The organism is Allokutzneria sp. A3M-2-11 16 (assembly GCF_024213555.1).
Taxonomy (GTDB): Bacteria; Actinomycetota; Actinomycetes; order Mycobacteriales; family Pseudonocardiaceae; genus Allokutzneria.
Genome location: NZ_JANAVO010000001.1, coordinates 1,084,524 through 1,110,354 on the forward strand (window position 1 = coordinate 1,084,524; position 25,831 = coordinate 1,110,354).

A 25,831-nucleotide genomic window follows, 5' to 3' on the forward strand; every position below is an offset into this window, starting at 1 on the left:
GTGCCGAGCCGTGAAGGCCCGCAGCCACCTCGACTGTTGCCAGGCTCCCGCGCTGGAGCGACTGCGCGTCCTGGACGAGTCGACGCACGATCTGGAAGCCGTCATGCGGTGCACCGCGTGCGGCTCGTACTGGTTCTACCGCTTCTTGGAGTACGTCAACTGGGCCGGCGGTGACGACGACCTGACCAGCTGGTTCGCCCCGCTCACCGAAGCCGAGGGGACGAACCTGCTGGAGGCAGCCGATCGCTCAGCCATGGACCTGTCCTTCCTCACCACCCGGGCGAGCTGGATGGACGACAACGAAGGCGTGCGCCGCGTGCCCGGCCTGCCCGGCTACCGCTAGAGCGCGGGCCCCTTCGCGCGCAGTTCGTCCACCTTGGACATCGCTTCGCGCAGCTCACCGAGCCAGCTCTCCGCATGATCGCCGACCAGCCGGACCGCCCACGCGAGCGCCTCGGAGCGCGACCGCGCGATTCCCGCGTCCACCAAGGTGTCCAGCACCAGGCGCTCCGGCTGGCGCAGCCGCGTCATCACCGGAACGGACAGCGTGGTGAACAGCTCCTCGGTGTCGCCGAGCCGCGCACCCCACGCCACCTTGCGCCCGTAGCGGTGCTCGGCTTGGCGGGCGATCTCGATCCGCTCCTCGCGGGTCTGCTCGCGGAACCGGGCGATCCGGCCCGCCTCCGCCGCGGCGCGCCCGGCCTCGTCGGGCTGGTCACCGTCCAGCGCGGGCAGCTCGCCCACCACCACGATCTCCTCGCGGTCCACCGTCACCGCGGGCGCGCCGGTGAACCAGCCGTCCGGCAGGCGTCCGGCGAACCAGCCCGCCGCGTCCTCGGCCGAGGGCAGGTCGGCCTGCTGCCAGCCACCCCGGCCGCGGCCTCCGCCACCGCCCCATCCGCGCCGGTCCCTGGCCGTCAGCACAAATCGTCCGTGCATCTCACTCTCCTTTGATTACATAATTACACCTCTACAAACGTAACACCATCAACGACTGTTCCCTGGCACGAAAAACGCCCCCGGGCGGACCCGGGGGCGTTCCGACCAGCGCTACGACAGGGCACTCGTCACCTCATCGACGCTGGTCACCGGCCTGTCGCAGACGTAGCCGCGGCACACGTACGCCGCTGGGCCGTCGTCGACGAGCGGCCTGTTCGCCAACAGCGGACCGTCGTCCGGCTCGCCCACGAGCAACAGAGCACCGCCCGGCAGCGCGCTCAGCGCCGCGCGCGCGAGCTCCTGACGTCGCTCGTCCCCCGCCGCGCCGACGATCGCGACCTGGAGCGGTCCGCGCTCCCGCGCCTCCGCCACCGCGAGCCACCACCCCGCGAACCGCGGCGCACGGGCGGCCAGCAACCCGGCGCGGGCGATCGCGTGCTCGGCGGCGTCCCGATAGCGCGCGGCGCGGTCGGCTCCGGCGAGCGCGGACGCGGTCAGCAACGCGCCAGCCAGGGACGAACTGCCGCAGGGGCTGGCGTTGTCGGAGACGTCGGAGGGACGACGGACCAGCTTCTCCGCGTCGTCGGCCGTGTCGTAGAAGACGCCGACGGCGTTGGGGTCGGCGAACCGGTCGAGCGACGTGTCGAGCAGGTGCATCGCGATGTGCAGCCACTTCGGCGTGGTCGTCGCCTGGTACAGCGCGAGCAAGCCCTCGGCGAGGCACCCGTAGTCTTCAAGAACACCCGCCGCGCGTCCCGCGACACCGTCCCGGGAACTCCGCAGCAGCCGTCCGTCCACATAGTGCTTCCGCAGCAACAGATCCGCGGCCGATATCGCCGCTTCAATCCACTGTGGACGATCCAGTGCGGCACCCGCGTCGGCCAGCGCGGCGATGGCCATGCCGTTCCACGCGGTCACCACCTTGTCGTCCCGGCCCGGTTGCGGACGACCCGCGCGAGCGCCGAGCAGCTGCGCCCGGACGCGTTCCCACCGTTCGGCGTTGTCCGGGTCGGAGCGCAGTTGCAGCGTGGACATCCCGTCCTCGAAGGTCCCCTCTCCGGTGACCTCCAACAGAAGCGCGGCCCATTCACCGTCCTCCGCGCCAAGCACTTCCGTCAGCTGTGCGGGCGTCCAGGCGTATGTGAGCCCTTCGACGCCTTCGGTGTCCGCATCGAGCGACGCGGCGAACCCGCCCTCCGGCGTCAACATCTCACCGATCAGGAACTCGGCCGTCTCGGCCGCGACCCTGCGCGCGAGCGAGGAGCCAGTCCTCCTGGCCAGATGGGCATAGCCGCGCAACAGCAAAGCGTTGTCGTACAACATCTTCTCGAAGTGCGGCACCACCCACGACGCGTCGACGCTGTAGCGCGCGAAGCCGCCCGCGAGCTGGTCGTACATGCCGCCTCGGGCCATCGCCTCGAAGGTGTCCTCCGCCATGGTCAACGCCTCGACGGAGCCCGTGCGCTCGTGGTGGCGCAGCAGGAACTCCAGCACCATCGACGGCGGGAACTTCGGCGCGGCACCGAAACCGCCGTTGCTCGCGTCGAAGTCGGTCATCAGTCGCGACACCGCCCCCGACAGCACTGCACTGTCCACAGTGGACACGGGCAGCGGGGAAGCCTGCTCGGTGAGCTGGGTGACGATGCGCGTGGCCGCCTCGCGGACCTCCTCGCCGCGCTCCCGCCAGGCTTCGCCCACCGCTTGCAGGAGCTGGGCGAAGGACGGCATGCCCTGGCGCGGCGCGGGCGGGTAGTAGGTGCCGCAGTGGAAAGGCTCGCCATCGGGGGTGAGGAAGCAGGTCATCGGCCAGCCGCCGTGGCCGGTCATGGCCTGCGTCGCCTCCATGTAGACGGCGTCGACGTCCGGCCGCTCCTCGCGGTCGACCTTGACGTTGACGAAGTTCGCGTTCATCAGCTCGGCGGTGGCAGGGTCCTCGAAGGACTCGTGCGCCATCACGTGGCACCAGTGACAGGCCGCGTACCCGACGGACAGCAGCACCGGCACCTCGCGGCGCCGGGCCTCGGCGAACGCCTCCTCGCCCCAGGGCCACCAGTCCACGGGGTTGTCGGCGTGCTGCAACAGGTACGGACTGGTGGATTCGGCGAGCCGGTTCGGCATCGGCGTCCCTTCGCTGCGGGGTCGAGTCTCCTGATTACCCGTTTTGGCACAGTAGCGACCATGAGCCAGTCCTCCAGGATCGTCCGCCCAGAAGAGCACGGCCCCTTCGACGTGATCGGTGACGTGCACGGCTGCCAGGAGGAACTGGTCGCGCTGTTGGAGACGCTGCGCTACGAACTGGTCCGCGACGCACAGGGCCGCCCTGTCGACGCCGCGCACCGCAGGGGCCGCAAGGCTGTCTTCGTCGGCGACCTGGTGGACCGCGGGCCGGACACCCCGGGCGTGCTGCGCCTGGTCATGGGCATGGTCGACTCCGGCAACGCGCTGATGGTGTGCGGCAACCACGACCTGAAGCTGGCGCGGGCGCTGCGCGGCGACAAGGTCTCGGCGCGGCACGGGCTGGCCGAGTCACTGGAACAGCTGGCCAAGCAGTCCGAGGGGTTCCGCGAGCGAGTGCTGGAGTTCCTGCTCGACCTGCCGGTCCACCTGGTGCTCGACGACGGCAGGCTGGTGATCGCGCACGCGGGCCTGCCAGAGCGGCTGCACGGCGTGGAATCCGGCCGCGCCAAGGCGTTCGCGCTGTACGGGGACACCACGGGCGAGACCGACGCCAACGGCCTGCCGGTGCGCCTGCCCTGGGCGGAGAAGTACCGGGGCGCGGCCACGGTGCTCTACGGCCACACCCCGGTCACCGAGGCGAAGTGGGTCAACAACGCGATGTGCCTGGACACCGGCTGTGTCTTCGGCGGCAGGCTCACCGCGTTCCGCTACCCCGAGCAGGAGATCGTCGACATCGCCGCGCGCCGCGTCTGGTACCGGCACGCGGTGTACGGCGCCCTGTTCTGACTCAGCTGTCCTGCTTGTCCTCGCTCGCGGGCTCGGCGGGCTTGTCGAACGTCGCCGGGACCTTGCGCAGGTGCTTGTTCATCGACCGCGCCAGGAAGGCCACCGCGACGAAGAACAGGATCAGCAGGAGCAGGCCGACCGGCGCGGCCTTGCCGAAGTCCTCACCCCGGCCGCCCGGGTCGTCCGGTTGCGGTGGCGCCTGAACGACCAGCGCCACCGTTCCGTTGTAACCAGTCACGCACTGACCTTCTCATGCACCCCGGTGAACAGGTCATCCTCGGGCAGCGTGGTGTCCACCAACGACCTGGCCAGCTCGTACTCCTCGGTGGACCACAGCTCGCGCTCCAGGTCCCTCGGCATGGCGAACCAGCGGCTGGTCGGGTCGATCTGGGTGGCGTGCGCGATCAGCGCGTCGTCCCGCTGCTGGAAGTACGCGCCGCACTCGACCTGGGTGGTGACCCGCTCCATCACGTCGGGCCGGTCGGCGGCCCAGCGCTCCAGCCACTCCCCGTAGGGCGACTCGCCGTCCCTGGCCAGCAGCGCCTCGTGGAACTTGGTCATCTTCGCCCGGGAGAAGCCGTGCGAGTAGTACAGCTTCAGCGGCTGCCAGGGCTCGCCCGCGTCGGGGAACCGGTCCGGGTCACCGGCCGCGTCGAAGGCGGCGACGGAGACCTCGTGGCAGCGGATGTGGTCCGGGTGCGGGTACCCGCCGTTCTCGTCGTAGGTGATGATCACGTGCGGCCGGAACTCCCGGACCACGCGGACCAGCTCCTCGGTGGAGACCTCCAGCGGGACCAGCGCGAAGCAGTCCTCCGGCAGCGGCGGCAACGGGTCGCCCTCGGGGAACCCGGAGTCGATGAAGCCCAGCCAGCGGTGCTGGACGCCGAGGATCTCGGCGGCGCGGGCCATCTCCCCCCTGCGCACCTCGCCCATGTTGGCCTCGACCTCGGGGCGCTCCATCGCGGGGTTGAGGATGCTGCCCCGCTCACCGCCGGTGCAGGTGACCACCATCACCTCGTGCCCCTCGGCGACGTACCGCGCCGTGGTGGCGGCACCCTTGCTCGACTCGTCGTCCGGGTGCGCGTGCACCGTCATCAAACGCAGCTTCTCAGCCATAGGTAGGCGTGGTCCCTCCTGCTCACAGTCGTCCGGCCAGGGCCAGACGCAGAGGGCGGACCCCCCTGTGTCTGTCTGCCCTGGGATACTCAACTCCGACGACCACACCCATTGTTCCTACAAGGACTGACAATCTCGGCGAGGAGCTGGCCCGACGTGAGCGAACAGGCACTTCCGCCGGGGCGCTACGGCCGCGACCGGGACCGCCGGATGCCGCGCTGGGCCCAGGTCTCACTCCTGGTGTTCTTCCTGTCACTGGGCGTGGCCGTCACGGTGGTCGGTTTCCTGAACCTCGGCACCCAGCCGATCAGCACCGAGCGGACCGCGTTCACGGTCCTCGACGACGCCAACGTCAAGATCGACTTTCAGGTGATCCGGGACGAGCCGGAACGGGCCGCGGCGTGCGTCGTGCGGGCCCGTTCGGCCGACGGCGACGAGGTCGGCAGGAAAGAGGTCTACGTGCCGCCCGCACGCGATCTTTCTTTGCGAACAACGGTTATCCGCACTTCGAAACGACCCGTTACCGGTGAGGTTTTCGGCTGCTCATACCAGGTCCCGGAGTATCTGGCACCTACCCCACGGCCAAGTGGGTGAACTGGGATAACGAGGACCCGGCAGCCCGGAAAACCCGGGCGTCGGCACCCCCAAACGTGCTACCCTCGGTCGATGGCACGGCCTCTTTCGCGAGGCCGTGTTTTTCCGTTCGTGCCCACAAGCCTTAGGGCGCGAATGCTGCCGGCCCCACATCCGTGGGGCCCGGGAGGAGACGAGGAGTGGTAACCGTGACCGAGACCCCGGTGACTTGGCTGACCCAAGACGCGCACGACAGGCTCAAGCAGGAGCTTGACGAGCACATCGCCAGGCGCCCGGTGATCGCCGCGGAGATCAACGCTCGCCGGGAAGAGGGCGACCTCAAGGAGAACGGCGGCTACCACGCGGCCCGCGAGGAGCAGGGCCAGCTGGAGGCGCGGATCCGCCAGCTCCAGGAGTTGCTGCGCAGCGCCAAGGTGGGCGAGGCGCCGAGCGACTCCGGGGTCGTGCAGCCCGGCATGGTGCTGACCGTCCGCTACCAGGGCGACGACGAGACCGAGACCTTCCTGCTGGGCGCCCGCGAGGAGGGTTCGCACGGCGGACTGGAGACCTACTCGCCGAACTCGCCGCTGGGCAAGGCCCTGCTCGGCGCCAAGAAGGGCGAGACCCGCGAGTACGAGCTGCCCAACGGCAACAAGGCCGCGGTCACCCTGACCTCCGTGAAGCCCTACACCGGCTGACGACGCTGACGCGAGACCCGGTCGCCGCAGCGGCCGGGTCTTTTGCGTGCCAGGAGCCACCACGTGGTGGTGCACACAAATGCACCACCATCTGGTGTTACCCTTGGTGTATGACGAAGCGCATGTCGATCTCCCTCAGCGAACTCGACGCGGAGACGATCGAGGTCGCACGCGACTCGGCCAACTTCGAGTTACTCGCCAAGGCGGTCGCTCCACTGGGCATCACCCTCACCGAGGACGCCTCAGAAGCGGCCATCCTGCGTGCGCTGATGCACCTCGGCGCGGTTCGGCTCCAGGAGCAGGCACTCGAACGGGGTTACGCCGAACTCGCCGAGGTCTGGGACGAGGTAAGCGATGTGCCCGAGGCCCGCGCACGGCGACGAGGTGGCAGGTGAGCGCACCTGTTCTCCGCGGCCAGATCTACTGGTCCGACATCGGTTTCGGCAACAAGCCATGGTTGGTGGTCTCGAACAACATGCGAAACCGGGCCATCCCCAGCCTGCTGGCGGTTCGTATCACCACCACCAGCAAGAATGTCGGGCTGCCGACGTTCGTGCCGCTCTCGCCGTCCGATCCGATGGTCGGTGTGATCAACGTCGACGATCTCCAGCAGCTGGCCCACGAAGAACTCGGTGAGCAGGCGGGAGCTGTCACGCCGCAGACCCTGATGAAGGTCAACACGGCATTGAAGGTCGCGCTCGCCCTTCCTTGAGCCGGGCGTGTCAGGAGTCGGCGAGCAGGCGTTCCAGCAGCGGGCGCACCCGCGGCGGGATCGGCGTGGAGAGCGCGATGGCGGTGGAGGTGCGCTGCACCCCGTCCGCGCCGACCACCTCGTCGATGACCCGCTGCAGGTCGTCGTTGGACCGCGCCACCATCCGCACCAGCAGGTCGCCCTGGCCGGTGGTGGCGTGCACCTCGCAGACCTCGTCGATGGCGGAGAGCCGCTCGGCGACCTCCTGCCTGCGGCCCTGGGCGATCTCCAGGATGGCGAAGGCCGTCAGCCCGTAGCCCATCTCGGCCAGGTCCAGAGCGGGCGGGAAGCCGCCGAGCACACCCCGCCGCACCAGCCGGTCCAGCCGCGCCTGCACGGTCCCCCGCGCCACCCCGAGCCGCCGCGAGCACTCCAGCACGCCCAGCCGGGGCTCGTCGGTGAGCAGCAGCAGCAACCGCGCGTCCAACGCGTCGAGCGGGTCCTCGGCAACGCCCTCGGTCATGGCGGGCTCCTCCTGGGCAGGCTGCTCGATCTGACGGCTGTTTCCGTGAAGATACTGAGCATTCTGCACAGTGATTCGACTGAGTGTTGCTCACAGTGTCCTGGCACACCCATCCTCGAGGTCACCGACCGAACGCCGACCACGAGGAGGGGCCATGACCAAGCCCATGGACGACGTGAGTTTCGACCAGCTGCGGCAGCTGGTCGGCCTGGTGGACTACGACTCCTCCAGCGACCCGTTCCCGGTCAAGGCGATGGACGCGGTGGTCTTCGTGGTGGGCAACGCCACCCAGACCGCGCTCTTCTACCAGACCGCCTTCGGCATGGAGCAGGTCGCGTACTCGGGTCCGGAGACCGGCAACCGCGACCACAAGTCCTACGTGCTCAAGTCCGGCTCGGCCCGCTTCGTGATCAACGGCGGCGTGTCCCCGGAGAGCCCGCTGCTGGACCACCACCGCGCGCACGGCGACGGCGTGGTGGACCTGGCGCTGGAGGTCGGCGACGTGGACCGCTGCGTCGAGCACGCGCGGGCCCAGGGCGCCACCGTCCTCGACGAGCCGCGCGACGTCTCCGACGAGCACGGCACCGTCCGCATCGCGGCCATCGCGGCGTACGGCGAGACCCGGCACACCCTGATCGACCGCTCCCGCTACACCGGCCCCTACCTCCCCGGCTACGTGGCCAGGGCGGGTGCCTACCGCAAGCCCGATGGCGCGCCGAAGCGGCTGTTCCAGGCGGTCGACCACTGCGTCGGCAACGTCGAGCTCGGCAAGATGGACTACTGGGTCGAGTTCTACAACCGCGTCATGGGCTTCGTGAACATGGCGGAGTTCATCGGCGACGACATCGCCACCGACTACTCCGCGCTGATGAGCAAGGTCGTCGCGAACGGCAACCACCGGGTCAAGTTCCCGCTGAACGAGCCCGCGGTGGCGCAGCGCAAGTCGCAGATCGACGAGTACCTGGAGTTCTACGGCGGCCCCGGCTGCCAGCACATCGCGCTCGCCACCAACGACATCCTGTCCACTGTGGACGCGATGCGGGCCGCGGGTGTGGAGTTCCTGGAAACCCCGGACTCCTACTACGACGACCCGGAGCTGCGTGCCCGCATCGGTGAGGTCCGCGTGCCGATCGAGGAGCTGAAGAGCCGCAAGATCCTGGTGGACCGCGACGAGGACGGCTACCTGCTGCAGATCTTCACCAAGCCGACCGGCGACCGGCCGACCGTGTTCTACGAGATGATCGAGCGGCACGGCTCGCTCGGCTTCGGCAAGGGCAACTTCAAGGCCCTGTTCGAGGCCATCGAGCGCGAGCAGGAGCGCCGAGGCAATCTCTGACGCCGAGGCGCCATCACCACTCGGGTTGGAGCGTCTTCAAGACCACCCAACCCCGGTCACAGCGGTCGCCAACCGCTACAAACCCCCGCGAGCGCCGAGGTTTGTAGCGGTTGACGATCGTCAGCGCGGGGGTCGGGGGTACTTGAAGACGCCCGAACCCCGCGGGCGACGCTATGGGTGTCGCCAGGTTGGCCAATCCTGACGACGCTTTTATGCGCGACGGCTGGCGGGGCGCAGTGCGAGGGAGATCGCCACGGCGAGCACGGCGGCGGCCAGCATGATGCCGGTGAAGCCGATGACGTCGGCCCCGATGCCCGCGAGCAGCGGCGCGATCAGCAGGCCGCTGGTGTAAGCGACGCTGTACAACGCGTACGCCGCACCATAAGCGGGCGGGGACTGCGCGTCGGCCAGCTCGGCGATCAGGGTCAGGGTCGGCGCGAGGACGAACTGGCCGCCGACAGCGACCACGGTGAGGCCGACACCGGTCAGCCAAACCGATCCCGCCACGGCGACGATGAGCAGCCCGGCCGCGGCAAGGACGGCGCCGCCGATCGCGAGCGCGACCCTCGACAAGCGGTCGGCCAGGCTTCCGGCGAGCGGAGCGGCGAACGCGCACACCAGTGTCGCGACGGCGAAAAGCACGCCGATGGTGGTCGGCGAAGCGTCGAAGCCCTGCACGACGCGCAGCGGGAGAATGGCTTCCAGGAAGGCGATCAGCCCCGCCCCGAGCGCGGTGACGCCGAACAGGGCGGGCGTCGCGGGATGACGCCAGACCTGCGGAGAAGTCTCCCGAACGGTGTCCTCGTCCCGTACGAGGAAGATCCGCAGAAGCCCATCGGCGAAGGCCACTGCGGCGGCGCACAGGAAAGGCGCGCTGGTGCCGAACGCGTCGGCGAGCAGACCACCGGCGATCGGACCCATGAGCACGCCGATGCTCATGGAGGACAATGCGATTCCCATGACCTTGCCGCGTTCTTCCGGCTCGTGCGTCGCGGCGATGAGCGCGAGTCCGGCCGTCCAGGAGACCGCGGCGGCAACGCCTTGCAGGGCTCGCGCGATGAGCATTCCGGCGAATGACTGCGCGTAGGCGAACAACAGCGTGGCGGCTGCGAGGCCAAAAAGGCCGACCAGCATTGGCTTTCTAGTTCCGACCCGGTCGACGGCTTTGCCGACCAAAGGCGTCGCGATGAGCATGGTGGCCGCGTAGACCGCGAAGAGAACACCGATCTGAGTGGGTGATGTTCCGGCTATGCGGGGCAGAACGGGAATGGCGACGCCGTAGGCGAACATGTCGGTGGCTATGGCGACCGAAGCGACCGTGGCCGCCGTGGATTTCTTCACTGGTTTTCCTTGATTCCGAGCCGGGCGTGCACCCGGCGAAGCAGGGGCGGGGCCCACCAGTTGGCGCGACCCGCGATCTTCATGAATGCGGGGACGAGCACTCCGCGGACGAGCACGGCGTCGACGAGGACCGCGAGGAACAGCCCGAGCCCCAGGAGTTTGAGCACGGACATCTCCGAGGTCACCAGCGCGAGCAGCACCACGCCGATGAGCAAGGCGGCGGAGCTGATCACCGAGCCGGTCTTCGCAAGGCCAGCCACGACAGCCCGCGCGTTGTCGCCGGTCGCCAGGTACTCCTCGCGAATCCTGGCGAGCAGGAAGACCTCGTAGTCCATGGACAATCCGAAGGCGACGCAGAACATCAGCACCGGAACGGTCACGTCCAGGTAGCCCGTTGCCGTGAAGTCGCCGACGAGCCAGGCGAGGTTGCCGTCCTGGAAGACGAAGACCATCGCGCCGAAGCTCGCGGTGAGGCTCAACGCTCCGAACAGCAACGCTTTCACCGCGACGAGCAGGCCGCCGGTGAACAGGAACAGCAGCACGAACATCGCGACGCAGATGAGCGCGAGCGCGTACGGAATGCGCTCGGCGATCACGTCCTTCGTGTGCGCGAACGCGACGGAGGGCCCGGTGCGAAGCACTTCTCCGGAAGCCGGACGCAACTCGGAGAGCTTGCGCGCCAACCGTTCTCCCTCATTGGAGTACGGCGGCACGGACAATGCGACCGAGACGCGGTGCACATCACCACGCCTCTCAACGTCCACATTGGACACTCCCGGCTCACGTTGCAACGCGATGTACGGACCCGGATCCGACACCCCGATGAGCACGGCCGTCAGCGGATCGAAAGACGCTCGGCCGAACTCGCGCTCAATGGCGACAGCGGTGGCCCGAACCGGGCTGTCCGGCGGCAGAATGCGCTCGTCGGTCAGGCCGAACTTCGCATGGCCGAACGGAATCGCCAGGAACAGCAGACCGAGCACGACGGGGACCGCCCAGGACACCGGCCTGCGCATGATCAGCGCGGCCAGCCTGCCCCAGACCGGGCCCTTCGCCGAACGCGGAAGGAAGCGCGAGATGTCGCCGCGCTCCAGCCACTGTCCACAGAGGACAACAAGCGCGGGGAGCACGGTCACCGCCGTCAAGCCCGCGATCAGGACCACGGGAATCGCCGCGATGGCAAGGGAACTGAGGAAGTAGAGCGGGAAGATCAGCAGCGCGCTCACCGAGATCGCCACGGTGACCGCCGAGAACAGCACCGTGCGCGCGGCCGAACGCACGTCCCCGTCCTCGCGGTGACGGACGAGGACGAACAGGCTGTAGTCGATCGCCAGGCCGAATCCGAGCAGCGTGGTGATGTTCAGCGCGAATGTGGAGACCTCGGTGAACTCGGCGACGATCCGGAGCACGGCCATCGTGGACACCACGGACACCACTCCGACGACGAACGGGAGCAACGCGGCCAGCGGAGTCCTGAACACCAGCAACAGGATCAGCAGGATCATCGGGGCCGCGGTGAGTTCGGCGGTCACCAGGTCCGCGTCTCCCTGGTCGAGCGCCTCCGCGTTGCCGGGAGCCTCTCCGGTAGCCGCGATCGCCAGCGGACCGTGGCGCCCGACGAAGTCGCGCACGATCTGCCGTGCCGTCCGCTGTGCCGCGTTCTCGTCGCCGCCCAGGCGCAGCGCGACGATCGCCGAGCCACCACCGGGGGATTTGAGCCGCGGGTCTCCGGCGCTCCAGTACGAGTGCGCCGAGACCACCCCCGGCAGCGCCTCGAGACGTCGAGTGAGGTCACTCCCCGCTCGAACGACCGCGGGCTCGTCGGCCGGGGCCGTCACGTGGAGCAGCATGTTGGGCCGCTCCACGCCGAAGGTCTCGCGCAGCACCCGCTCCGCGCGCTCGGACTCGGCGGAACTCGCCACGTAGCCGCCGTTCGCGAGGTGGCCAGCCACGTCCGCGCCAACCCAGGCCGCGAAGCCGACACCGAGAACGGCGAGCAACACGATCAGACGAGCGCGGGTCCCTGACATGCCCGCGAAGTTACATACACACACGAATGTATGTCAATCACCCCAGCTCAACGCCTCACTCACCACGTGGGATTCCCTGAACGAGTCATTCGGGGCGTTGAGCGCCCTGAACGGGTCGTTGGGGGCGTTAGATTCCCCGAACGACCCGTTCAGGGCTTAAACGGCGGGGGTCAGAGTTGGCGGGAGACGGTGTAGCCGACTTGGCGGAGCGTGGTGACGACCTGCTGGCAGTGCTCGGCTCCGCGGGTTTCCAGGTTCAGCGCCACGACGACCTCGCCGAGGGCCAGCGCGCCGGAGACGCGCGTGTGCTCGACGTCCAGCACGTTGGCGCCGAGCGCGCCGATCCTGGTCAGCAGCGCGCCGAGCGAGCCGGGCTTGTCGGGCACGCGCACCCGCAGCGACAGGTACCGGCCCGCCGCGTTCAGACCGTGCTGGATCACGTGCAGCAGCAACAGCGGGTCCACGTTGCCACCGGAGAGGACCACTGCGACCGGGCCGGGGAACCGCCCTGGATGGTCGAGCACGGCTGCCATCGCGGCGGCGCCCGCGGGCTCCACGACGAGCTTCTGCCGTTCCAGGCACATCAGCAGCGCCCGCGACAGCGACTCCTCGCTGACCGTGAGGATGTCGTCGACGAGCGCGGACACGTGCGCGAAGGTCACTTCGCCGGGGATGCCGACCGCGATGCCGTCGGCGATGGTGTGCATCTCCGGCAGCTTCGTCGGGGCGCCGTTGGTCAGCGACGGGGGCCAGGTCGCGGCCTGCTCCGCCTGCACGCCGATCACCCGGCAGTCCGGCTTGATCGCCTTCACCGCCGCGGCGACCCCGCCGACCAGCCCACCGCCGCCGCAGCCGACCAGGATGGTGCGGACATCGGGCAGCTGGTCCAGGATCTCCAGCCCGATGGTGCCCTGACCGGCGATCACGTCGTTGTGGTCGAAGGGGTGGATGAACTCCGCGCCGGTCTTCTCCGCGAACAGCTTCGCCTCGGTCAGTGCCTCGTCGACGGTCGCGCCGTGCAGGTGCACCTCGGCGCCGTAGGAACGCGTCGCGGCGAGCTTGGGCAGCGGTGCCCCGGTCGGCATGTAAACGGTCGCCTGGCAGCCGAGCAGCGACGCGGCGAGCGCGACGCCCTGCGCGTGGTTGCCCGCGCTCGCGGCGACGACCCCGCGCGACCGCTGCTCCTCGGAGAGGCCGTGGATGCGCACGTAGGCGCCCCGGAGCTTGAACGAGCCAGTGCGCTGGAGGTTCTCGCACTTGAGGTAGACCGGCGTTCCGTGCAGCCGCTCCAGCACGCCGGAGAGCTCAAGCGGGGTGTGCCGAACCACGCCCGCCAGCAACTTCTGCGCCGCGTGGATGCGGTCGAGACTGACCAGCTCCATGTCGGGAGATCCTGCCAGGCCATCGGCACTCGGGACACGGCTCGACCGGGCGGGTACCCTCTGCTACGAGGTCGGTGCGCGCTTCGTGCTCGCGTGACAGCCCGATCCCGCAGGCCGATCGCGGCCGAGATGACCCCTGGAGCGAGCGGATGGCTCACATGACGCGCAGCGGTGGGACGCTCTCCCTGATCGCGGCCCTGGCCGCGGCCGGAGCGCTGACGTTCACGGCGGTGTACACCGTCGTGCAGACGGGTTGTGCGGATCAGGGTGAGATCGTCCAGCGCGGTTCGGTGCTGGAACTCGTCGGCGGCTGCGTCGAACACGGCGATCTGCCGGTCGGGCCGCAGCAGCCCAAGGACCCCGGAGCCGACCAGGCCGAGGGCAAGCAGACGCCTGGCAAGATCCGCCCCTGACGCACGGACGACGAAGGGCGCCAACCTGAACCGGTTGGCGCCCTTCATGTTTCAGCCCAGTGGTGTTCAGCCCAGCGCCGAGCGCAGGTCCTCGACCAGGTCCTCGCCGTCCTCGATGCCGACCGAGATCCGCACCAGGTCCGCGGGCACCTGGAGCAGCGAGCCCGCGGTGCTCGCGTGGGTCATCCGGCCGGGGTGCTCGATCAGCGACTCGACGCCGCCGAGCGACTCGGCCAGCGTGAACAGCCGGGTGCGCGAGCAGACGTCCAGCGCGGCCTGCTCCCCGCCCGCGACGGTGAACGAGATCATCCCGCCGAAGCGCCGCATCTGCTTCGCCGCGACGTCGTGCCCGGGGTGCTCCGGCAGGCCCGGGTAGTACACCTTCGTCACCTTCGGGTGCCGGGTCAGCACCTCGACCACGCGCTCGGCGTTGTCGCTGTGCTTCTCCATCCGCAGCGCCAGGGTCTTCACCCCGCGCAGCGTCAGCCACGCGTCGAACGGACCGGGCACCGCGCCGCCGCCGTTCTGCAGGAAGGCGAACTGCTCGGCCAGCTCATCGCTGTTGGTCACCAGCGCCCCGCCGACGACGTCGGAGTGGCCGCCGACGTACTTGGTGGTGGAGTGCAGCACCACGTCGGCGCCGAGCTCCAACGGGTTCTGCAGGTACGGCGAGGCGAAGGTGTTGTCCACCACCAGCTTCGCGCCCGCGCCGTGCGCCACCTGGGCGAGCGCGGCGATGTCGGCGATGTTCAGCAGCGGGTTGGTCGGCGTCTCGCACCAGAGCACCTTGGTGTTCGGCCGGATCGCCGCGCGCACAGCGTCCACATCGGACAGTGGGACCGGGGTGTGCTCGATGCCCCAGTGCCTCAGGACCTTGTCGATCAGCCGGAACGTGCCGCCGTAGGCGTCGTTCGGGATGACGATGTGGTCCCCGGGGCGGCAGAGCGAGCGCAGCGCCACGTCCGTGGCCGACATGCCGGAGGCGAACGCACGGCCGTGCCTGCCGCTCTCCAGCGAGGCCAGGCAGGTCTCTAGCGCCGTCCGCGTCGGGTTGCCGGTCCGGGAGTACTCGTAGCCCTCGCGCAGCCCGCCGACGCCGTCCTGGGCGTAGGTCGAGGTGGCGTGGATGGGCACGATGACCGACCCGGTGTGCGGGTCGGGTTCCTGACCGGCGTGGATAGCCCTGGTCGCGAAGCCGTCACTCATGCGACGAGCCTACGCACTCCCCCGCCCCTGTCGACCCGATGTACGCCACACCGCTTCGCCGGAATACGGCACCGCGCCCGCTACTGACCCGGCCACCCTGCTGGGGACGCTGCTGGCCCCACCCCTTGCCCCTGCCCGCGAATCCGGCGAACACGCCGAGCGCGGCATGGGCCACGAGGCCGCTGATCACCAACGTCAACCCGAGGTACAGACGGCGATTGGTGGCCGCCGCTTCGGCAAGTTCCTCAGGAAACTTCACGGCCACCCTGTCGAGGTCTGCGACGGAGACTTCGGCGGATGCCCCGACTGCGGGGCTGACAACCCCACTGCTGCGGGTACCAACCGTTCTGGTTGTTCGGTGGATGCGGACCGGTCACCGAAGTTCCCCCTTGGTTCGACGGTGAAACGACGTCAGCCCCCGGCGGAGTGCCGGGGGCTGACGTCGTGGAGCTGGTGGAACGACTCGGCCTACTGCTGGCCGGGCCACCCCTGCTGCTGACCCGGCTGGCCGGGCTGCTGCGGCTGCTGACCCCACTGCTGCTGGGGCTGCTGCGGAGCCTGCTGGCCCCACTGCTGCTGCGGCTGCTGCTGCTGTTGGGGCTGACCCCACTGGCCCTGCTGCTGGGGCTGCTGCTGACCCCACTGGCCCTGCTGCTGCCCCCAGGCCTGCGCCTGGTGGCCGCCGCCCCCGCCGATGACCGGCGTGCCGATACCGGCGGCGGTCTGCGGGAGGAACCAGATCACGGCGAGCGCGGAGTTGAGGATGATCCCCACCCACACCCCGCCGCCCATGACCGCGCCCAGCATGATGGCGACGATGATGCCGATCGCCGCGATACCGGCGGCGGCGCCACCGGCGATGAGCCGGCCCTGGGCCTTGCACTTGATCCCGGCCCAGAAGGCACCGAACGCCAGCAACGGGTACAGCGCGATCTGCACGAACGCGAGGATGAGCCCGAAGGTGAGCGTGCCGGAGCTGGGGAACGACCTACCGGCGATCCGGCCACCGGAGAACGAACCGAGGCTGCCGATCGCGTCCATCGCGGCGAACAGGCTCGGCAGCTGGGTCAGCCCCAGGATGAGACCGAGACCGCCGATGACGAAGCTCGCCCACGTGGCGATCGCCAGGAACGGCGGGCCGTTGGACGCGGCGGGCTGACCCCAGCCCTGCTGCTGCGGGTGACCCCACTGCTGCTGCTGGCCCCACTGGCCCTGCGGCTGCGCGCCGGGCTGCTGCTGGGCGCCCCAGGCCGGCTGCTGGAAGCCGCCGGAGGGGGTGCCGGGCTGCTGCGGGGGCTGCTGACCCCACTGCTGCTGCGGCTGCTGGGCACCCCACTGCGGCTGCTGCTGGGCGCCGGGCTGCTGCCCGTAGCCCTGCTGCGGCTGCTGCGCGGAGGCACCGCCCGCGACCACCTGGGTCGCGTCGGAGGACGCGTCGGCAGGCGCCGCCTGCTGCTGACCGGACGGCGACACCACCTGGGTCGCGTCCGAGCCTTCGCCGGGGGAACCGCCGAGGGCGGAGGTGATCCCCTGGCCCTCCTGGCCGGCGCCATGCGTTGTCGTGGGGAGGTCTCCCGCGGCACCTCCCTTGTTCTCGTTGTTCTCGCCTGGTGCCTGCTGGCCGCCCTGGTTCTGGTTCTCGGGCGGCTGAGGAGCGGTCATCGGGTTCCTACCCCCTTGGCCTGGCCGGTAAGTCCGTGGGCGGCAACGCTAGCGGATGCTCCGAACGGACGAGAGGCGCATTGGCTGTGGTCGGATGTGTCGATCTTCACGGTCAACGGCCGGCGAGGAAACCCAGCACGTCCTGCCGGGTCACCACGCCTGCCGGTTTGCCATCCTCCAGCACCATCGCTCCGTCCGCATCGGACAGTGCCTTCATCGCGGTGCTGATGGCCTCACCGGCGCCGATGGTCGGCAGCGGCGGGGACATGTGCTGTTCGACGCGGTCGGTCAACTGGGCGTTCCCGGTGAACAGGGCGTCGAGCAGATCGCGCTCGTTGAGCGCTCCGGCGACCTCGGCCGCCATGATCGGTGGCTCGGCGTTCACCACGGGCATCTGGGAGACACCGAACTCCCTGAGCACCGCGATGGCGTCGGCCACCGTCTCGTTGGGGTGTGCGTGCACCAGCTCGGGCAGCGTGCCGTCCTTGCGGCGCAGCACATCCCCGACGGTGTGGCTGTTCTGGTCCGGCGGCAGGAAGCCGTAGGAGGACATCCAGGAGTCGTTGAACACCTTGGACAGGTAGCCGCGCCCGCCGTCCGGCAGCAGCACGACGACGACGGCGTCCGGGCCGAGCTTCGCGGCCACCCGCAGCGCCGCGGCGGCGGCCATCCCGCAGGAGCCGCCGACCAGCAGGCCCTCCTCGCGGGCGAGGCGGCGGGTCACGTCGAAGGAGTGCCCGTCGGAGATCGCCACGATCTCGTCGCAGATCTCGCGGTCGTACGCGGTCGGCCAGAAGTCCTCGCCGACGCCCTCGACCAGGTACGGGCGGCCGGAACCGCCGGAGTAGACCGAGCCCTCCGGGTCGGCGCCGATGATCTGGACCTTGCCGCCGGAGATCTCCTTGAGGTAGCGCCCGGTCCCGGAGATGGTGCCGCCGGTGCCGATGCCCGCGACGAAGTGGGTGATCTTCCCGTCCGTCTGCCGCCACAGCTCGGGGCCGGTGGAGTGGTAGTGGCTCTCCGGGTTCTGCGGGTTGGAGTACTGGTCGGGCTTCCAGGCGCCCGGGATCTCCCGCACCAGGCGGTCGGAGACGTTGTAGTAGGAGTCCGGGTGCTCGGGCGCGACGGCGGTCGGGCAGACCACGACCTCGGCGCCGTAGGCCTTCAGGACGTTGCGCTTGTCCTCGCTGACCTTGTCCGGGCAGACGAAGACGCACTTGTAGCCCTTGCGCTGGGCGACGAGCGCGAGGCCGACGCCGGTGTTGCCGGAGGTGGGCTCGACGATGGTGCCGCCGGGGCGGAGCTCACCGGAGCGCTCGGCCGCCTCGACCATGCGCAGCGCGATGCGGTCCTTCACGCTGCCGCCGGGGTTGAAGTACTCGACCTTGGCCAGCACGGTCGGTGCCAGGCCCTCGGCCAGGGAGTTCAGCTTGACCAGCGGGGTGTTGCCCACGAGGTCGACAATGTGTTCGGCGTACTCCACCGGTGCTTCCCTCTCAGCTGTCTGCGCGACCGCGCGCGGGGGGTGCCCGCCCGCGCGGCCTGTGGCGTGCCGAGGGTAGTCGCAGCCACCACCAGCGCGAAGTCCGGTATGGGCGGTCGTGGCCGACCGGTGCCCCGTTCGGGCCCGATGCGGAACAATCGGCGGCGAGTTCTGCGTCTTCTGGGGGAGTCGGCCGATACTCGTCAGCGGTGGTCGGGGTCGGCGGGCGGAGGGAGGTACTCGGCAGTGGCTGGTCTGCGCGCACTGCGGATCGCGGCGGCGGCCGCCGGAGCCCTCGGCGGGCTCTCCGGCGCTGTGTACAGCCTGTTGAACGAGCAGTCTCGGCGGGCGCGGCGGATCATCGGCCTGCCCGAGGCGCCACCGCCGCGGGCGGACGGGGTGTACCTGCCGACCGGCGAGGGACCGCTGGCACCGGAGGATCCCGCGGTGCCGGAGCCCCCGTTGCTCTTCGCGGTGATCGGCGACTCGATCGCGGCCGGACTCGGCGTGGACACCCCGGCGGACCTGCCCTCGGTGCTGCTGGCCAAGGGACTGGCCGAGGAGTCGGAGCTGCCGGTCCAGCTGACCACCTACGCGGTCAGCGGCTCGACCAGCCGGGAGCTGGAAGGGCAGGTGGACCTGGCGCTGCGGCGGCCGCCCGACCTGGCGCTGGTGATCATCGGCGGCAACGACGTCACCACCCAGATCCCGATCAGGACCTCGGCGGCGCTGCTGGAGAAGCACGTGGGCAGGCTGCGCGCGGCGGGCGCGGCGGTGGTCGCCGGCACCTGCCCGGACCTGGGCGCGGTGCGGCCGATCCCGCAGCCGCTGCGCTCGCTGGTGCGCTCGTGGAGCCTGCTGCTGGCCAAGACGCAGCACCGCGCGATCGAGAAGGCCGGTGGGGTCCCGGTCCCGCTCGCCGACCTGCTCTCGCCGGAGTTCCTGACCCGCCCGGCAGAGCTGTTCAGCGCGGACCGCTTCCACCCCTCCGCTGCCGGTTATCTGATCTGCGTCGAGGTGCTGCTGCCCGCGCTGTGCAGCGCCATCGGCGTGTGGCAGGGCGGGCCGATAGCCGATCCGCCGACCCGGTCGGCCGCGGCGGAGGCGATGCGGCCGAGCAGGCGGATAGCCGCGCGGATCGAGGCGGCGCGGATCAAGCGGTCGCACCGCCACCATGGGCGTTACTGACCGGTAGGGTCGGGGCTGCCGCCTCGGATGAAGGAGTCCTGCGATGCCAGAAGCCGTGATCGTCGCCGCCGCGCGCTCGCCCATCGGCCGGGCGGGCAAGGGATCGCTGGTCGACGTCCGCCCCGACGACCTCGCGGCGCAGGTGATCACCGCGACCCTCGGCCAGGTCCCGCAGCTCGACCCGCGCGAGATCGACGACCTGATGCTGGGCTGCGGCCTGCCCGGCGGTGAGCAGGGCTTCAACCTGGGGCGCGTGGTCTCGGTGCTGCTCGGCCACGACCACCTGCCCGGCTGCACGGTGACCCGCTACTGCGCCTCCAGCCTGCAGACCACGCGGATGGCGCTGCACGCGATCAAGGCGAGCGAGGGCGATGTGTTCATCAGCGCGGGCGTGGAGATGGTCTCGCGCTTCGCCAAGGGCAACTCCGACGCGTGGCCGGACACCCGCAACCCGATCTTCGCCGAAGCCGAGGCCCGGACGCAGCAGGTAGCGGAGCAAGGTGCGGGCCAGTGGCACGACCCGCGCGAGGACGGCGCGGTGCCGGACGTCTACATCGCGATGGGCCAGACCGCGGAGAACCTGGCGCTGCTCAAGGGCGTCAGCCGCGAGGAGATGGACCACTTCGGCGTCCGCTCGCAGAACCTGGCGGAGCAGGCGATCGCCAACGGCTTCTGGGCCAGGGAGATCACCCCGGTGACGAAGCCGGACGGCACCGTGGTGAGCGCCGACGACGGCCCGCGCGCCGGGGTCACCTACGAGAAGACCGCGACGCTCAAGCCGGTGTTCCGCCCGGACGGCCGGATCACCGCGGGCAACTGCTGCCCGCTCAACGACGGCGCCGCGGCCCTGGTGATCATGAGCGACACCAAGGCGGAGCAGCTGGGCGTCACCCCGCTGGCCCGGGTCGTCTCGACCGGCGTCTCCGGTCTCTCCCCCGAGATCATGGGCCTCGGTCCGGTGGAGGCGTCCAGGCGCGCGCTGGCGCTGGCGGGCATGTCCGTCGGCGACATCGACCTCGTCGAGATCAACGAGGCGTTCGCGGCCCAGGTCATCCCGTCCTACCAGGAGCTGGGCATCGACCTGGACCGGCTCAACGTCAACGGCGGCGCGATCGCGGTCGGCCACCCGTTCGGCATGACCGGGGCCAGGATCACCACCACGCTGATCAACTCGCTGCGCTTCCACGACAAGCAGTTCGGCCTGGAGACGATGTGCGTCGGCGGCGGCCAGGGCATGGCGATGGTGCTGGAGCGCCTGAGCTGACCGCACCACACCGGCGGGTTCGGTGGTCTTCAAGTACACCCGACCCCCGCTCCAGCAGTCTCAAACCGCCCCCAACCCCGGAGGCGCGCTCGGGGTTGGGGGCGGTTTGCGGTGATCGAACCGGGGGTTCGGGGTACTTGAAGACTCGGGAACCCTGGCGACGAGAACGGCCCCGGTCGGAGTGACCGGGGCCGTTGCGCGTCGTCGTGCGGAGTGCGTCGTGCGGAGTGCCTTATTCCTCGCGGAACAGGGCCAGCAGGCGCAGGATCTCGACGTAGAGCCAGACCAGCGAGGCCACCAGCCCGAAGGCGGTGAACCAGGCCCACTTGGCCGGGTAGCCCGCGCGGACCATCTCGTCGGCCTGGTCGAACTCCAACAGCAGGGTGAACGCCGCGATCACGATGAACAGCACACCGATGCCGATGCCCAGCCAGCCGCTGCGGATGCCGAGGCCGCCCGGGTTGAAGAAGCCCACCAGCAGGTTGGCCAGCATCAGCACACCGGCGCCGATGACACCGGCGACGACCATCTTGGTCAGGCGCGGGGTGACCCGGATGGCGCCCGTCTTGTAGACGATCAGCATGCCGACGAACACCGCCGCCGTGCCCACCACCGCCTGGAAGCCCAGGCCGGGGCCCGCGTAGCGCTCCACCATCACGGTGATCGCACCGAGGACGATGCCCTGGGCCGCCGAGTAGATCAGCGTCAGCGCACCGCTCGGCTTGGGGCGGAAGCACATGAACAGCGCGATGCCGATGCCGACGAGGGCGGCGGGCAGCGCGAGCCCGAGCATTGCCGGGCCGCTCATCGCGGTCAGCACACCCGCGAGGATCACGGTTCCCAGCGACATCGTGGTCTTGATGACCACGTCGTCCACGGTGATCGGCCGTTCGGCGGTGGGGGGCGCCGACGGGTAGGGGTCGTAGCCGGTGGCCTGGCCACCGTGCTGGAACGAGGCGTATCCGCCGCTGCTCGGCAGGTTGCGGAACGCCGGGTTGCTCGAAGTGCGCACCTCAGTCCTCCAGGAACGTGTTTCACACCGTCCGCCGAGTACAACGTCGGTCGACGCGGTGGGGTTCCCGGGACGGTTAAAGGCGACTTTACTCTCGGCGACCGGGCGGCACCCCCGGGTCCGATCAAACGACGCTGATCTTTATTCTTCGATGTCCGCTGCGCCACATACCGGCGGTACGTGTCGATCTCCAGCGGCCATTCGTGGATCTTGATACGACTGGGTGTACCAGCGAATTAGCCCGAATGTGCTAATTCACCAACGCAACGCGCACGTTGTCCTCCTCGGGTTGTCGCCCCGACGGTGGCTTGTGACCGGTCTGGGGTGCGGAAACCATCGTCGCGGGTGCCGCACTTGATCGGCATCAAGATCAACCGAGGAGCCGTATGTCTGGCCAACGGCTGGGCCACCGCAGGCTGCTCGCGGGAATCACCGCGAGCGCACTGCTCACCATCGCCGGATCGCTGGCACTGCCCGCGGTCGCGGGCGCGTCCGGAGAGAAGCTGGGGCAGCACACCGACGCCCAGCCCTACAAGAACAACCCGGAGCCGAAGGACTGGCTCGGGTCCTACGACTGGCGCGGCAAGCAGGTGTGGTGCGTGCGCTTCGGGCTCAACGTGCCCGACGACGGCACCGAGTACACGCAGGCGAACGGTCCGCTGACGAACAAGTGGGGCGAGCCGCTCGGCAAGGACGTCGCGGCCAAGATCTCCTACCTGCTGCTGCGCAACCAGGACACCAGCGCGGCGCACGAGGCAGCCGCGCTCGCGCACGTGCTGCACGTGTGGACCTCGGGCACCACCGACCCGGGCAGGCTCGACCCGGGCAACACCTTCGACACCGTCGGCTACGACGAGAAGTTCCACTTCGACCGGCTCACCGAGGAGGCCAAGACCTCCGTGCGGGCGCTGCGCGAGGACGCGGACGCGCACTTCGGGCCGTGGAAGGTCGAGCTGACCGCGCCCAAGGGCGACCAGATCATCGGCAAGCCGGGCAAGTGGCAGCTGACCGTGGTCTCGGCGACGGGCAAGCCGGTCGGCGACGTCCCGGTGAAGCTGGCGGCCACCGACGGGACGCTGGGCGGCGGGGAAGCCGCCCGGACCCCGAAGGACGGCAAGCCGCTGAGCATCGCGCTCACCCCCACCGGCGAGGCGCCGAAGCTGACCGCCTCGGTGGAGAACCCGAACGCCGACCCGGTGCTGCTGATCCCGTCCAACCCGAAGGCGCAGCAGATCATCACCACCGGTGGGCAGAGCACCGCGAAGGCCGAGGCGGAGACCACGGCCCGCACCGCGCCCGGCGTGGTCAAGCTCAGCAAGATCGACGCGGCGACCGCGAAGGCCGTCGCGGGCGTGGCGCTGCGGGTGACCGCGGCGGACAGGACCTCGGCACTGGTCAAGCAGGACGGCTCGAAGCTCGTCGGCGCGGACGGCAAGCCCGCGGTGCTGCAGACCGGGCAGGATGGGGTGGTGACCATCGCCGACCTGAAGACGCCCCAGGAGGCGTGCCTCATCGAGGTGGCCCCCGCGCCCGGGTACGAGGAGGGCTTCGACCCCGCGGCACCGCCGTCCGTGTGCGGCAAGCTCGCTCCGGGGGCGACGCTCGCGCTGACCATGACCAACAAGCCGAACACACCGAAGATCACCGTGCCGAAGACCATCCCCGCCGGTGACCTCGGCGACCTGGCCCTGGTCAACGGCGCCACCACGACCAGCGTGGACACCCACGCGCTCGCCGGGACCGGAGTGCTCGGCGCCACCGCGGGCGCGCTCGGTCTGCTGGTGTGGCGGAGGAGGGACGCGCGCCGGTGATGGCGAAGGAACAGGCGCTCTACCCCAGCTGGTCCGGCCGAGGTGCTCGCACCAAGGCCGGTATCGGCCTGTTCGTCGTCGCCGCGGCCGCGGTGGCGATGGGGATCGCCGGACTGGACCTGCGGACCTCGGTCACCGGTGAGGCGGTCGACTCCGCGGAGCGGCCGCCGGTGCGGCTGCTGCCGGGGACGGACCTGAGCGACTCCACGACGAGCGTGCGCCGCTGGGGCCTGCCCGGCGGGGTGGTGAGCGCTCCGGCGCCGCCCGCGCCCGAGGCTCCGGCGCCGTCCGGGCAGAAGCCGGGCACGGTGCGGTTACCGGGCGGCGGCACGGCGACGTTGGTGCGCAAGGAGGTCGGGCCCGACGCGACCCTTCCGGTGCCCGAGGGCGTCCGGGAGGCGACGTGGTGGGGCGCGGGCCTCGGCGCGGCGAACGGGGCGATCCTGCTGGCCGGTCACGTGAACTTCCGCGGCGCGGTCGGGCCGTTCAACGAGCTGTGGAAGGCCGAGCCGGGTCAGGACGTCACGGTGTCGGACTCCGGCAGCAAGGTGTTCCGTTACAAGATCAGCGAGATCGTCACGCTGCACAAGAACGAGCTGCCCGACTCCGCGGAACGGCTGTTCTCCCAGCAGGGGCCGCACCGGCTGGTGCTGGTGACCTGCGGAGGGCGCTGGGTCGGCGGCGATCTCGGTTACAACGAGAACCGGATCGTCGTCGCAACACCCCAGGTGTGACGACGGGCCGGAGTCCACTGTGGACTCCGGCCCGCGTTCGCCCCGTCAGTTGCCGTCAGCGCGGTGGATCTCGCTCGGCGTCATCACGTAGAGCGAGCCGTCCGGTGCCGCCTCGACGGCGCGGGTCCGGCCGAGGCTGGTGTAGAGCTTCGAGCCCGCACCGCTGGTGGTCAGCTTGTACGTGCCGCCCTTGAGCGAGGCCATGTACAGGCTGCCCTTGAAGTACTCCAGCCCGCTCGGCGTCGCCGAGGAGGTCGCCCACGACTTCACCGGGTTGGTCATGCCCGCCGTGCTGCAACTGCCCTCGCAGGTCGGCCAGCCGTAGTTCTTCCCCGGCTCCACCTTGTTCAGCTCGTCGAGCTTGCTGGAGCCGATATCGCTGACGTAGAGCTGGTTCCCGACCCACGCCAGGCCCTGCACGTTGCGGAAACCCTTGGCGTAGACCACGGAGTCGGCCTTCGGGTTGCCCGGCGCGGGCTTGCCGTCCTTGGTCATCCGCAGCACCTTGCCGCCGAGTGACTTGTCGTTCTGGGAGTTGGAGCCCTTCTGGGCGTCACCGGTGCCCGCGTGCAGGTGGCCGTCCGGGCCGAACTCCAGCCTGCCGCCCTGGTGGTTCTCGGCGCCCCTGGGGATGCCGGTGAGGATCGGCTGCGGGGTCTGCCCCAGCTTGAGCTTGGCGATCCGGTTGTCGGAGGCGGCGGTGTAGTAGACGAACACGGTCTGGTCGGTGGCGTAGTCCGGCGACACCGCGATGCCGAGCAGTCCGCCCTCGTTGGACGTCGACACCCCCGGGATCTTCTGCACGTCGGTGACCTTGCCCGCCTTGTCTAGCTTGCGGATCTTCGCGGTGTTCTTCTCGGTGAACAGCGCGCTGCCGTCCGGGAGGAAGTCCAGTGCCCACGCCTGGCTCAACCCGCTGACGATCTGCTTGATCGCTCTCGGTTCCACGTCCTCGGCGGCCGCGTGCCCCGCCGTGAGCGTTCCGAGCGCCACCAGGGCCGCCACCGAACCGACGACCACGCCGCGACGCGCCCCAATCTTCTGGTTCATTACCTCTCCTCGCTAGCCTCATCAGCCGCGCGGATTGCGCAGGGGACGGATTCAGGTACATAAACTTCAATACGAATCCGGTTAATCAGGGAAGCGCTTGCCGGATGCGCAGGTCAAGAGGTAAAGGTAGTTTCCGAAAGGTTCTTCCGGGGTCTGGCGTTCCACGCCCCGTCGAACTACGGTTGTGACGTCCACCATGTGAAGTTGATCGACGGGAGTGGTCAGTGGAGAACACCGAACACCTTGAGTGGGTCATGCCCGACTTCACCGAGTACGACACTCCGATGGAGGTCACCGCGTACGCGGCGCGTGCATGAGCGCTCTGGTGCGGTGATGGTCGAGCGCCGCGCGTGGCGACGGAGAACTGGCGGCGGTCTGGTCGCCACGCGCGGTTTTTATTCGGGCGGGGAGTTCG

At 69.8% G+C, this 25,831-nt stretch carries 25 protein-coding genes and 1 pseudogene; 13 read left to right on the forward strand and 13 right to left on the reverse strand.

Annotated elements, in window-relative coordinates; translation table 11 throughout:
• The first annotated feature begins 10 nt into the window (after positions 1-10).
• The gene (locus NLX83_RS05395) at positions 11-343 is read left to right on the forward strand and encodes a hypothetical protein (RefSeq protein WP_254233754.1); all 333 of its coding nucleotides are present in this window, start codon (positions 11-13) and stop codon (positions 341-343) included.
• Here NLX83_RS05395 and NLX83_RS05400 read toward each other — a convergent pair.
• Together NLX83_RS05400 and NLX83_RS05405 are read right to left on the reverse strand one after the other, a co-directional pair.
• On the reverse strand, positions 340-939 hold the full coding sequence (locus tag NLX83_RS05400; RefSeq protein WP_254233755.1) for a hypothetical protein: 600 nt from the start codon (positions 937-939) through the stop codon (positions 340-342). The two genes, NLX83_RS05395 and NLX83_RS05400, sit on opposite strands and share 4 nt — an antisense overlap.
• A 111-nt stretch (positions 940-1,050) precedes the next feature.
• Positions 1,051-3,057 carry a thioredoxin domain-containing protein gene (locus NLX83_RS05405; RefSeq protein WP_254233756.1) on the reverse strand — a complete coding sequence of 669 codons (2,007 nt, stop codon included), beginning with the start codon at positions 3,055-3,057 and terminating at the stop codon, positions 1,051-1,053.
• 99 nt (positions 3,058-3,156) lie between these two features.
• Here NLX83_RS05405 and NLX83_RS05410 point away from each other — a divergent pair.
• A pseudogene (locus NLX83_RS05410) lies at positions 3,157-3,873 on the forward strand (metallophosphoesterase); the annotation flags it as partial.
• A gap of 31 nt (positions 3,874-3,904) precedes the next feature.
• Here the strand turns inward: NLX83_RS05410 and NLX83_RS05415 are convergent.
• Both NLX83_RS05415 and mca read right to left on the reverse strand, forming a co-directional pair.
• The gene (locus NLX83_RS05415; protein ID WP_374118660.1) at positions 3,905-4,141 is read right to left on the reverse strand and encodes a hypothetical protein; all 237 of its coding nucleotides are present in this window, start codon (positions 4,139-4,141) and stop codon (positions 3,905-3,907) included.
• Positions 4,138-5,019, reverse strand: a complete 882-nt coding sequence (gene mca / locus NLX83_RS05420) for a mycothiol conjugate amidase Mca (protein ID WP_254233757.1) — start codon at positions 5,017-5,019, stop codon at positions 4,138-4,140. The genes NLX83_RS05415 and mca overlap by 4 nt, the downstream gene beginning before the upstream one ends.
• 156 nt (positions 5,020-5,175) lie before the next feature.
• Between mca and NLX83_RS05425 the strand changes: the two genes are divergently transcribed.
• The 4 genes from NLX83_RS05425 to NLX83_RS05440 all read left to right on the forward strand — a co-directional run bounded on the left by NLX83_RS05425 (position 5,176) and on the right by NLX83_RS05440 (position 7,002).
• Positions 5,176-5,613 carry a DUF4307 domain-containing protein gene (locus tag NLX83_RS05425; RefSeq protein ID WP_254233758.1) on the forward strand — a complete coding sequence of 146 codons (438 nt, stop codon included), beginning with the start codon at positions 5,176-5,178 and terminating at the stop codon, positions 5,611-5,613.
• 179 nt (positions 5,614-5,792) lie between these two features.
• Positions 5,793-6,290 carry a transcription elongation factor GreA gene (greA, locus tag NLX83_RS05430; RefSeq protein WP_254233759.1) on the forward strand — a complete coding sequence of 166 codons (498 nt, stop codon included), beginning with the start codon at positions 5,793-5,795 and terminating at the stop codon, positions 6,288-6,290.
• A gap of 110 nt (positions 6,291-6,400) precedes the next feature.
• The gene (locus NLX83_RS05435; RefSeq protein WP_254233760.1) at positions 6,401-6,685 is read left to right on the forward strand and encodes a hypothetical protein; all 285 of its coding nucleotides are present in this window, start codon (positions 6,401-6,403) and stop codon (positions 6,683-6,685) included.
• Positions 6,682-7,002, forward strand: coding sequence for a type II toxin-antitoxin system PemK/MazF family toxin (locus tag NLX83_RS05440; RefSeq protein WP_254233761.1), 321 nt, complete (start codon positions 6,682-6,684; stop codon positions 7,000-7,002). Before NLX83_RS05435 ends, NLX83_RS05440 begins: the two co-directional genes overlap by 4 nt.
• A gap of 10 nt (positions 7,003-7,012) precedes the next feature.
• On the opposite strand, the gene NLX83_RS05445 is transcribed toward NLX83_RS05440, so the two are convergent.
• Positions 7,013-7,504: an Lrp/AsnC family transcriptional regulator gene (locus NLX83_RS05445; RefSeq protein ID WP_254233762.1), complete on the reverse strand. Its 492-nt coding sequence runs from the start codon at positions 7,502-7,504 to the stop codon at positions 7,013-7,015.
• 154 nt (positions 7,505-7,658) lie between these two features.
• Between NLX83_RS05445 and hppD the strand changes: the two genes are divergently transcribed.
• Entirely contained in the window at positions 7,659-8,840 is a 1,182-nt protein-coding gene (gene hppD / locus NLX83_RS05450; RefSeq protein ID WP_254233763.1) for a 4-hydroxyphenylpyruvate dioxygenase, read from the forward strand.
• 210 nt (positions 8,841-9,050) lie between these two features.
• On the opposite strand, the gene NLX83_RS05455 is transcribed toward hppD, so the two are convergent.
• The 3 genes from NLX83_RS05455 to ilvA form a co-directional block, all read right to left on the reverse strand.
• Positions 9,051-10,181 carry an MFS transporter gene (locus tag NLX83_RS05455; RefSeq protein WP_254233764.1) on the reverse strand — a complete coding sequence of 377 codons (1,131 nt, stop codon included), beginning with the start codon at positions 10,179-10,181 and terminating at the stop codon, positions 9,051-9,053.
• The gene (locus NLX83_RS05460; RefSeq protein ID WP_254233765.1) at positions 10,178-12,211 is read right to left on the reverse strand and encodes an MMPL family transporter; all 2,034 of its coding nucleotides are present in this window, start codon (positions 12,209-12,211) and stop codon (positions 10,178-10,180) included. The genes NLX83_RS05455 and NLX83_RS05460 overlap by 4 nt, the downstream gene beginning before the upstream one ends.
• 170 nt (positions 12,212-12,381) lie before the next feature.
• Positions 12,382-13,593 (reverse strand): threonine ammonia-lyase, encoded by a 1,212-nt coding sequence (gene ilvA, locus NLX83_RS05465; RefSeq protein ID WP_254233766.1) that lies wholly within the window; start codon positions 13,591-13,593, stop codon positions 12,382-12,384.
• A gap of 158 nt (positions 13,594-13,751) precedes the next feature.
• Between ilvA and NLX83_RS05470 the strand changes: the two genes are divergently transcribed.
• The gene (locus tag NLX83_RS05470; protein WP_254233767.1) at positions 13,752-14,006 is read left to right on the forward strand and encodes a hypothetical protein; all 255 of its coding nucleotides are present in this window, start codon (positions 13,752-13,754) and stop codon (positions 14,004-14,006) included.
• Positions 14,007-14,072: 66 nt separating this feature from the next.
• Here NLX83_RS05470 and NLX83_RS05475 read toward each other — a convergent pair whose 3' ends face one another.
• From NLX83_RS05475 to NLX83_RS05485, 3 genes are all read right to left on the reverse strand, one after another.
• The gene (locus tag NLX83_RS05475; protein WP_254233768.1) at positions 14,073-15,212 is read right to left on the reverse strand and encodes a cystathionine gamma-synthase; all 1,140 of its coding nucleotides are present in this window, start codon (positions 15,210-15,212) and stop codon (positions 14,073-14,075) included.
• 468 nt (positions 15,213-15,680) lie between these two features.
• Entirely contained in the window at positions 15,681-16,874 is a 1,194-nt protein-coding gene (locus tag NLX83_RS05480; protein ID WP_254233769.1) for a hypothetical protein, read from the reverse strand.
• A gap of 112 nt (positions 16,875-16,986) precedes the next feature.
• The gene (locus tag NLX83_RS05485; RefSeq protein ID WP_254233770.1) at positions 16,987-18,357 is read right to left on the reverse strand and encodes a cystathionine beta-synthase; all 1,371 of its coding nucleotides are present in this window, start codon (positions 18,355-18,357) and stop codon (positions 16,987-16,989) included.
• 246 nt (positions 18,358-18,603) lie between these two features.
• Between NLX83_RS05485 and NLX83_RS05490 the strand changes: the two genes are divergently transcribed.
• Positions 18,604-19,545 carry an SGNH/GDSL hydrolase family protein gene (locus NLX83_RS05490; protein WP_254233771.1) on the forward strand — a complete coding sequence of 314 codons (942 nt, stop codon included), beginning with the start codon at positions 18,604-18,606 and terminating at the stop codon, positions 19,543-19,545.
• A gap of 43 nt (positions 19,546-19,588) precedes the next feature.
• Complete coding sequence (locus NLX83_RS05495) at positions 19,589-20,809, forward strand: acetyl-CoA C-acetyltransferase (protein ID WP_254233772.1); 1,221 nt, start codon at positions 19,589-19,591, stop codon at positions 20,807-20,809.
• Between the two features lie 232 nt (positions 20,810-21,041).
• Here the strand turns inward: NLX83_RS05495 and NLX83_RS05500 are convergent, their stop codons facing one another.
• The gene (locus NLX83_RS05500; protein ID WP_254233773.1) at positions 21,042-21,821 is read right to left on the reverse strand and encodes a Bax inhibitor-1/YccA family protein; all 780 of its coding nucleotides are present in this window, start codon (positions 21,819-21,821) and stop codon (positions 21,042-21,044) included.
• A 386-nt stretch (positions 21,822-22,207) separates the two neighbouring features.
• On the opposite strand from NLX83_RS05500, the gene NLX83_RS05505 reads away from it, so the two are divergent.
• Together NLX83_RS05505 and NLX83_RS05510 are read left to right on the forward strand one after the other, a co-directional pair.
• The gene (locus tag NLX83_RS05505; RefSeq protein ID WP_254233774.1) at positions 22,208-23,632 is read left to right on the forward strand and encodes a hypothetical protein; all 1,425 of its coding nucleotides are present in this window, start codon (positions 22,208-22,210) and stop codon (positions 23,630-23,632) included.
• On the forward strand, positions 23,632-24,366 hold the full coding sequence (locus tag NLX83_RS05510) for a class F sortase (protein ID WP_254233775.1): 735 nt from the start codon (positions 23,632-23,634) through the stop codon (positions 24,364-24,366). Before NLX83_RS05505 ends, NLX83_RS05510 begins: the two co-directional genes overlap by 1 nt.
• 45 nt (positions 24,367-24,411) lie before the next feature.
• On the opposite strand, the gene NLX83_RS05515 is transcribed toward NLX83_RS05510, so the two are convergent.
• A complete protein-coding gene (locus NLX83_RS05515; protein WP_254233776.1) occupies positions 24,412-25,416 on the reverse strand; it encodes a PQQ-dependent sugar dehydrogenase in 1,005 nt (334 codons plus the stop codon).
• A 224-nt stretch (positions 25,417-25,640) separates the two neighbouring features.
• On the opposite strand from NLX83_RS05515, the gene pqqA reads away from it, so the two are divergent.
• Complete coding sequence (pqqA, locus tag NLX83_RS05520; RefSeq protein ID WP_231950403.1) at positions 25,641-25,733, forward strand: pyrroloquinoline quinone precursor peptide PqqA; 93 nt, start codon at positions 25,641-25,643, stop codon at positions 25,731-25,733.
• The last annotated feature ends 98 nt before the right edge of the window (positions 25,734-25,831 follow it).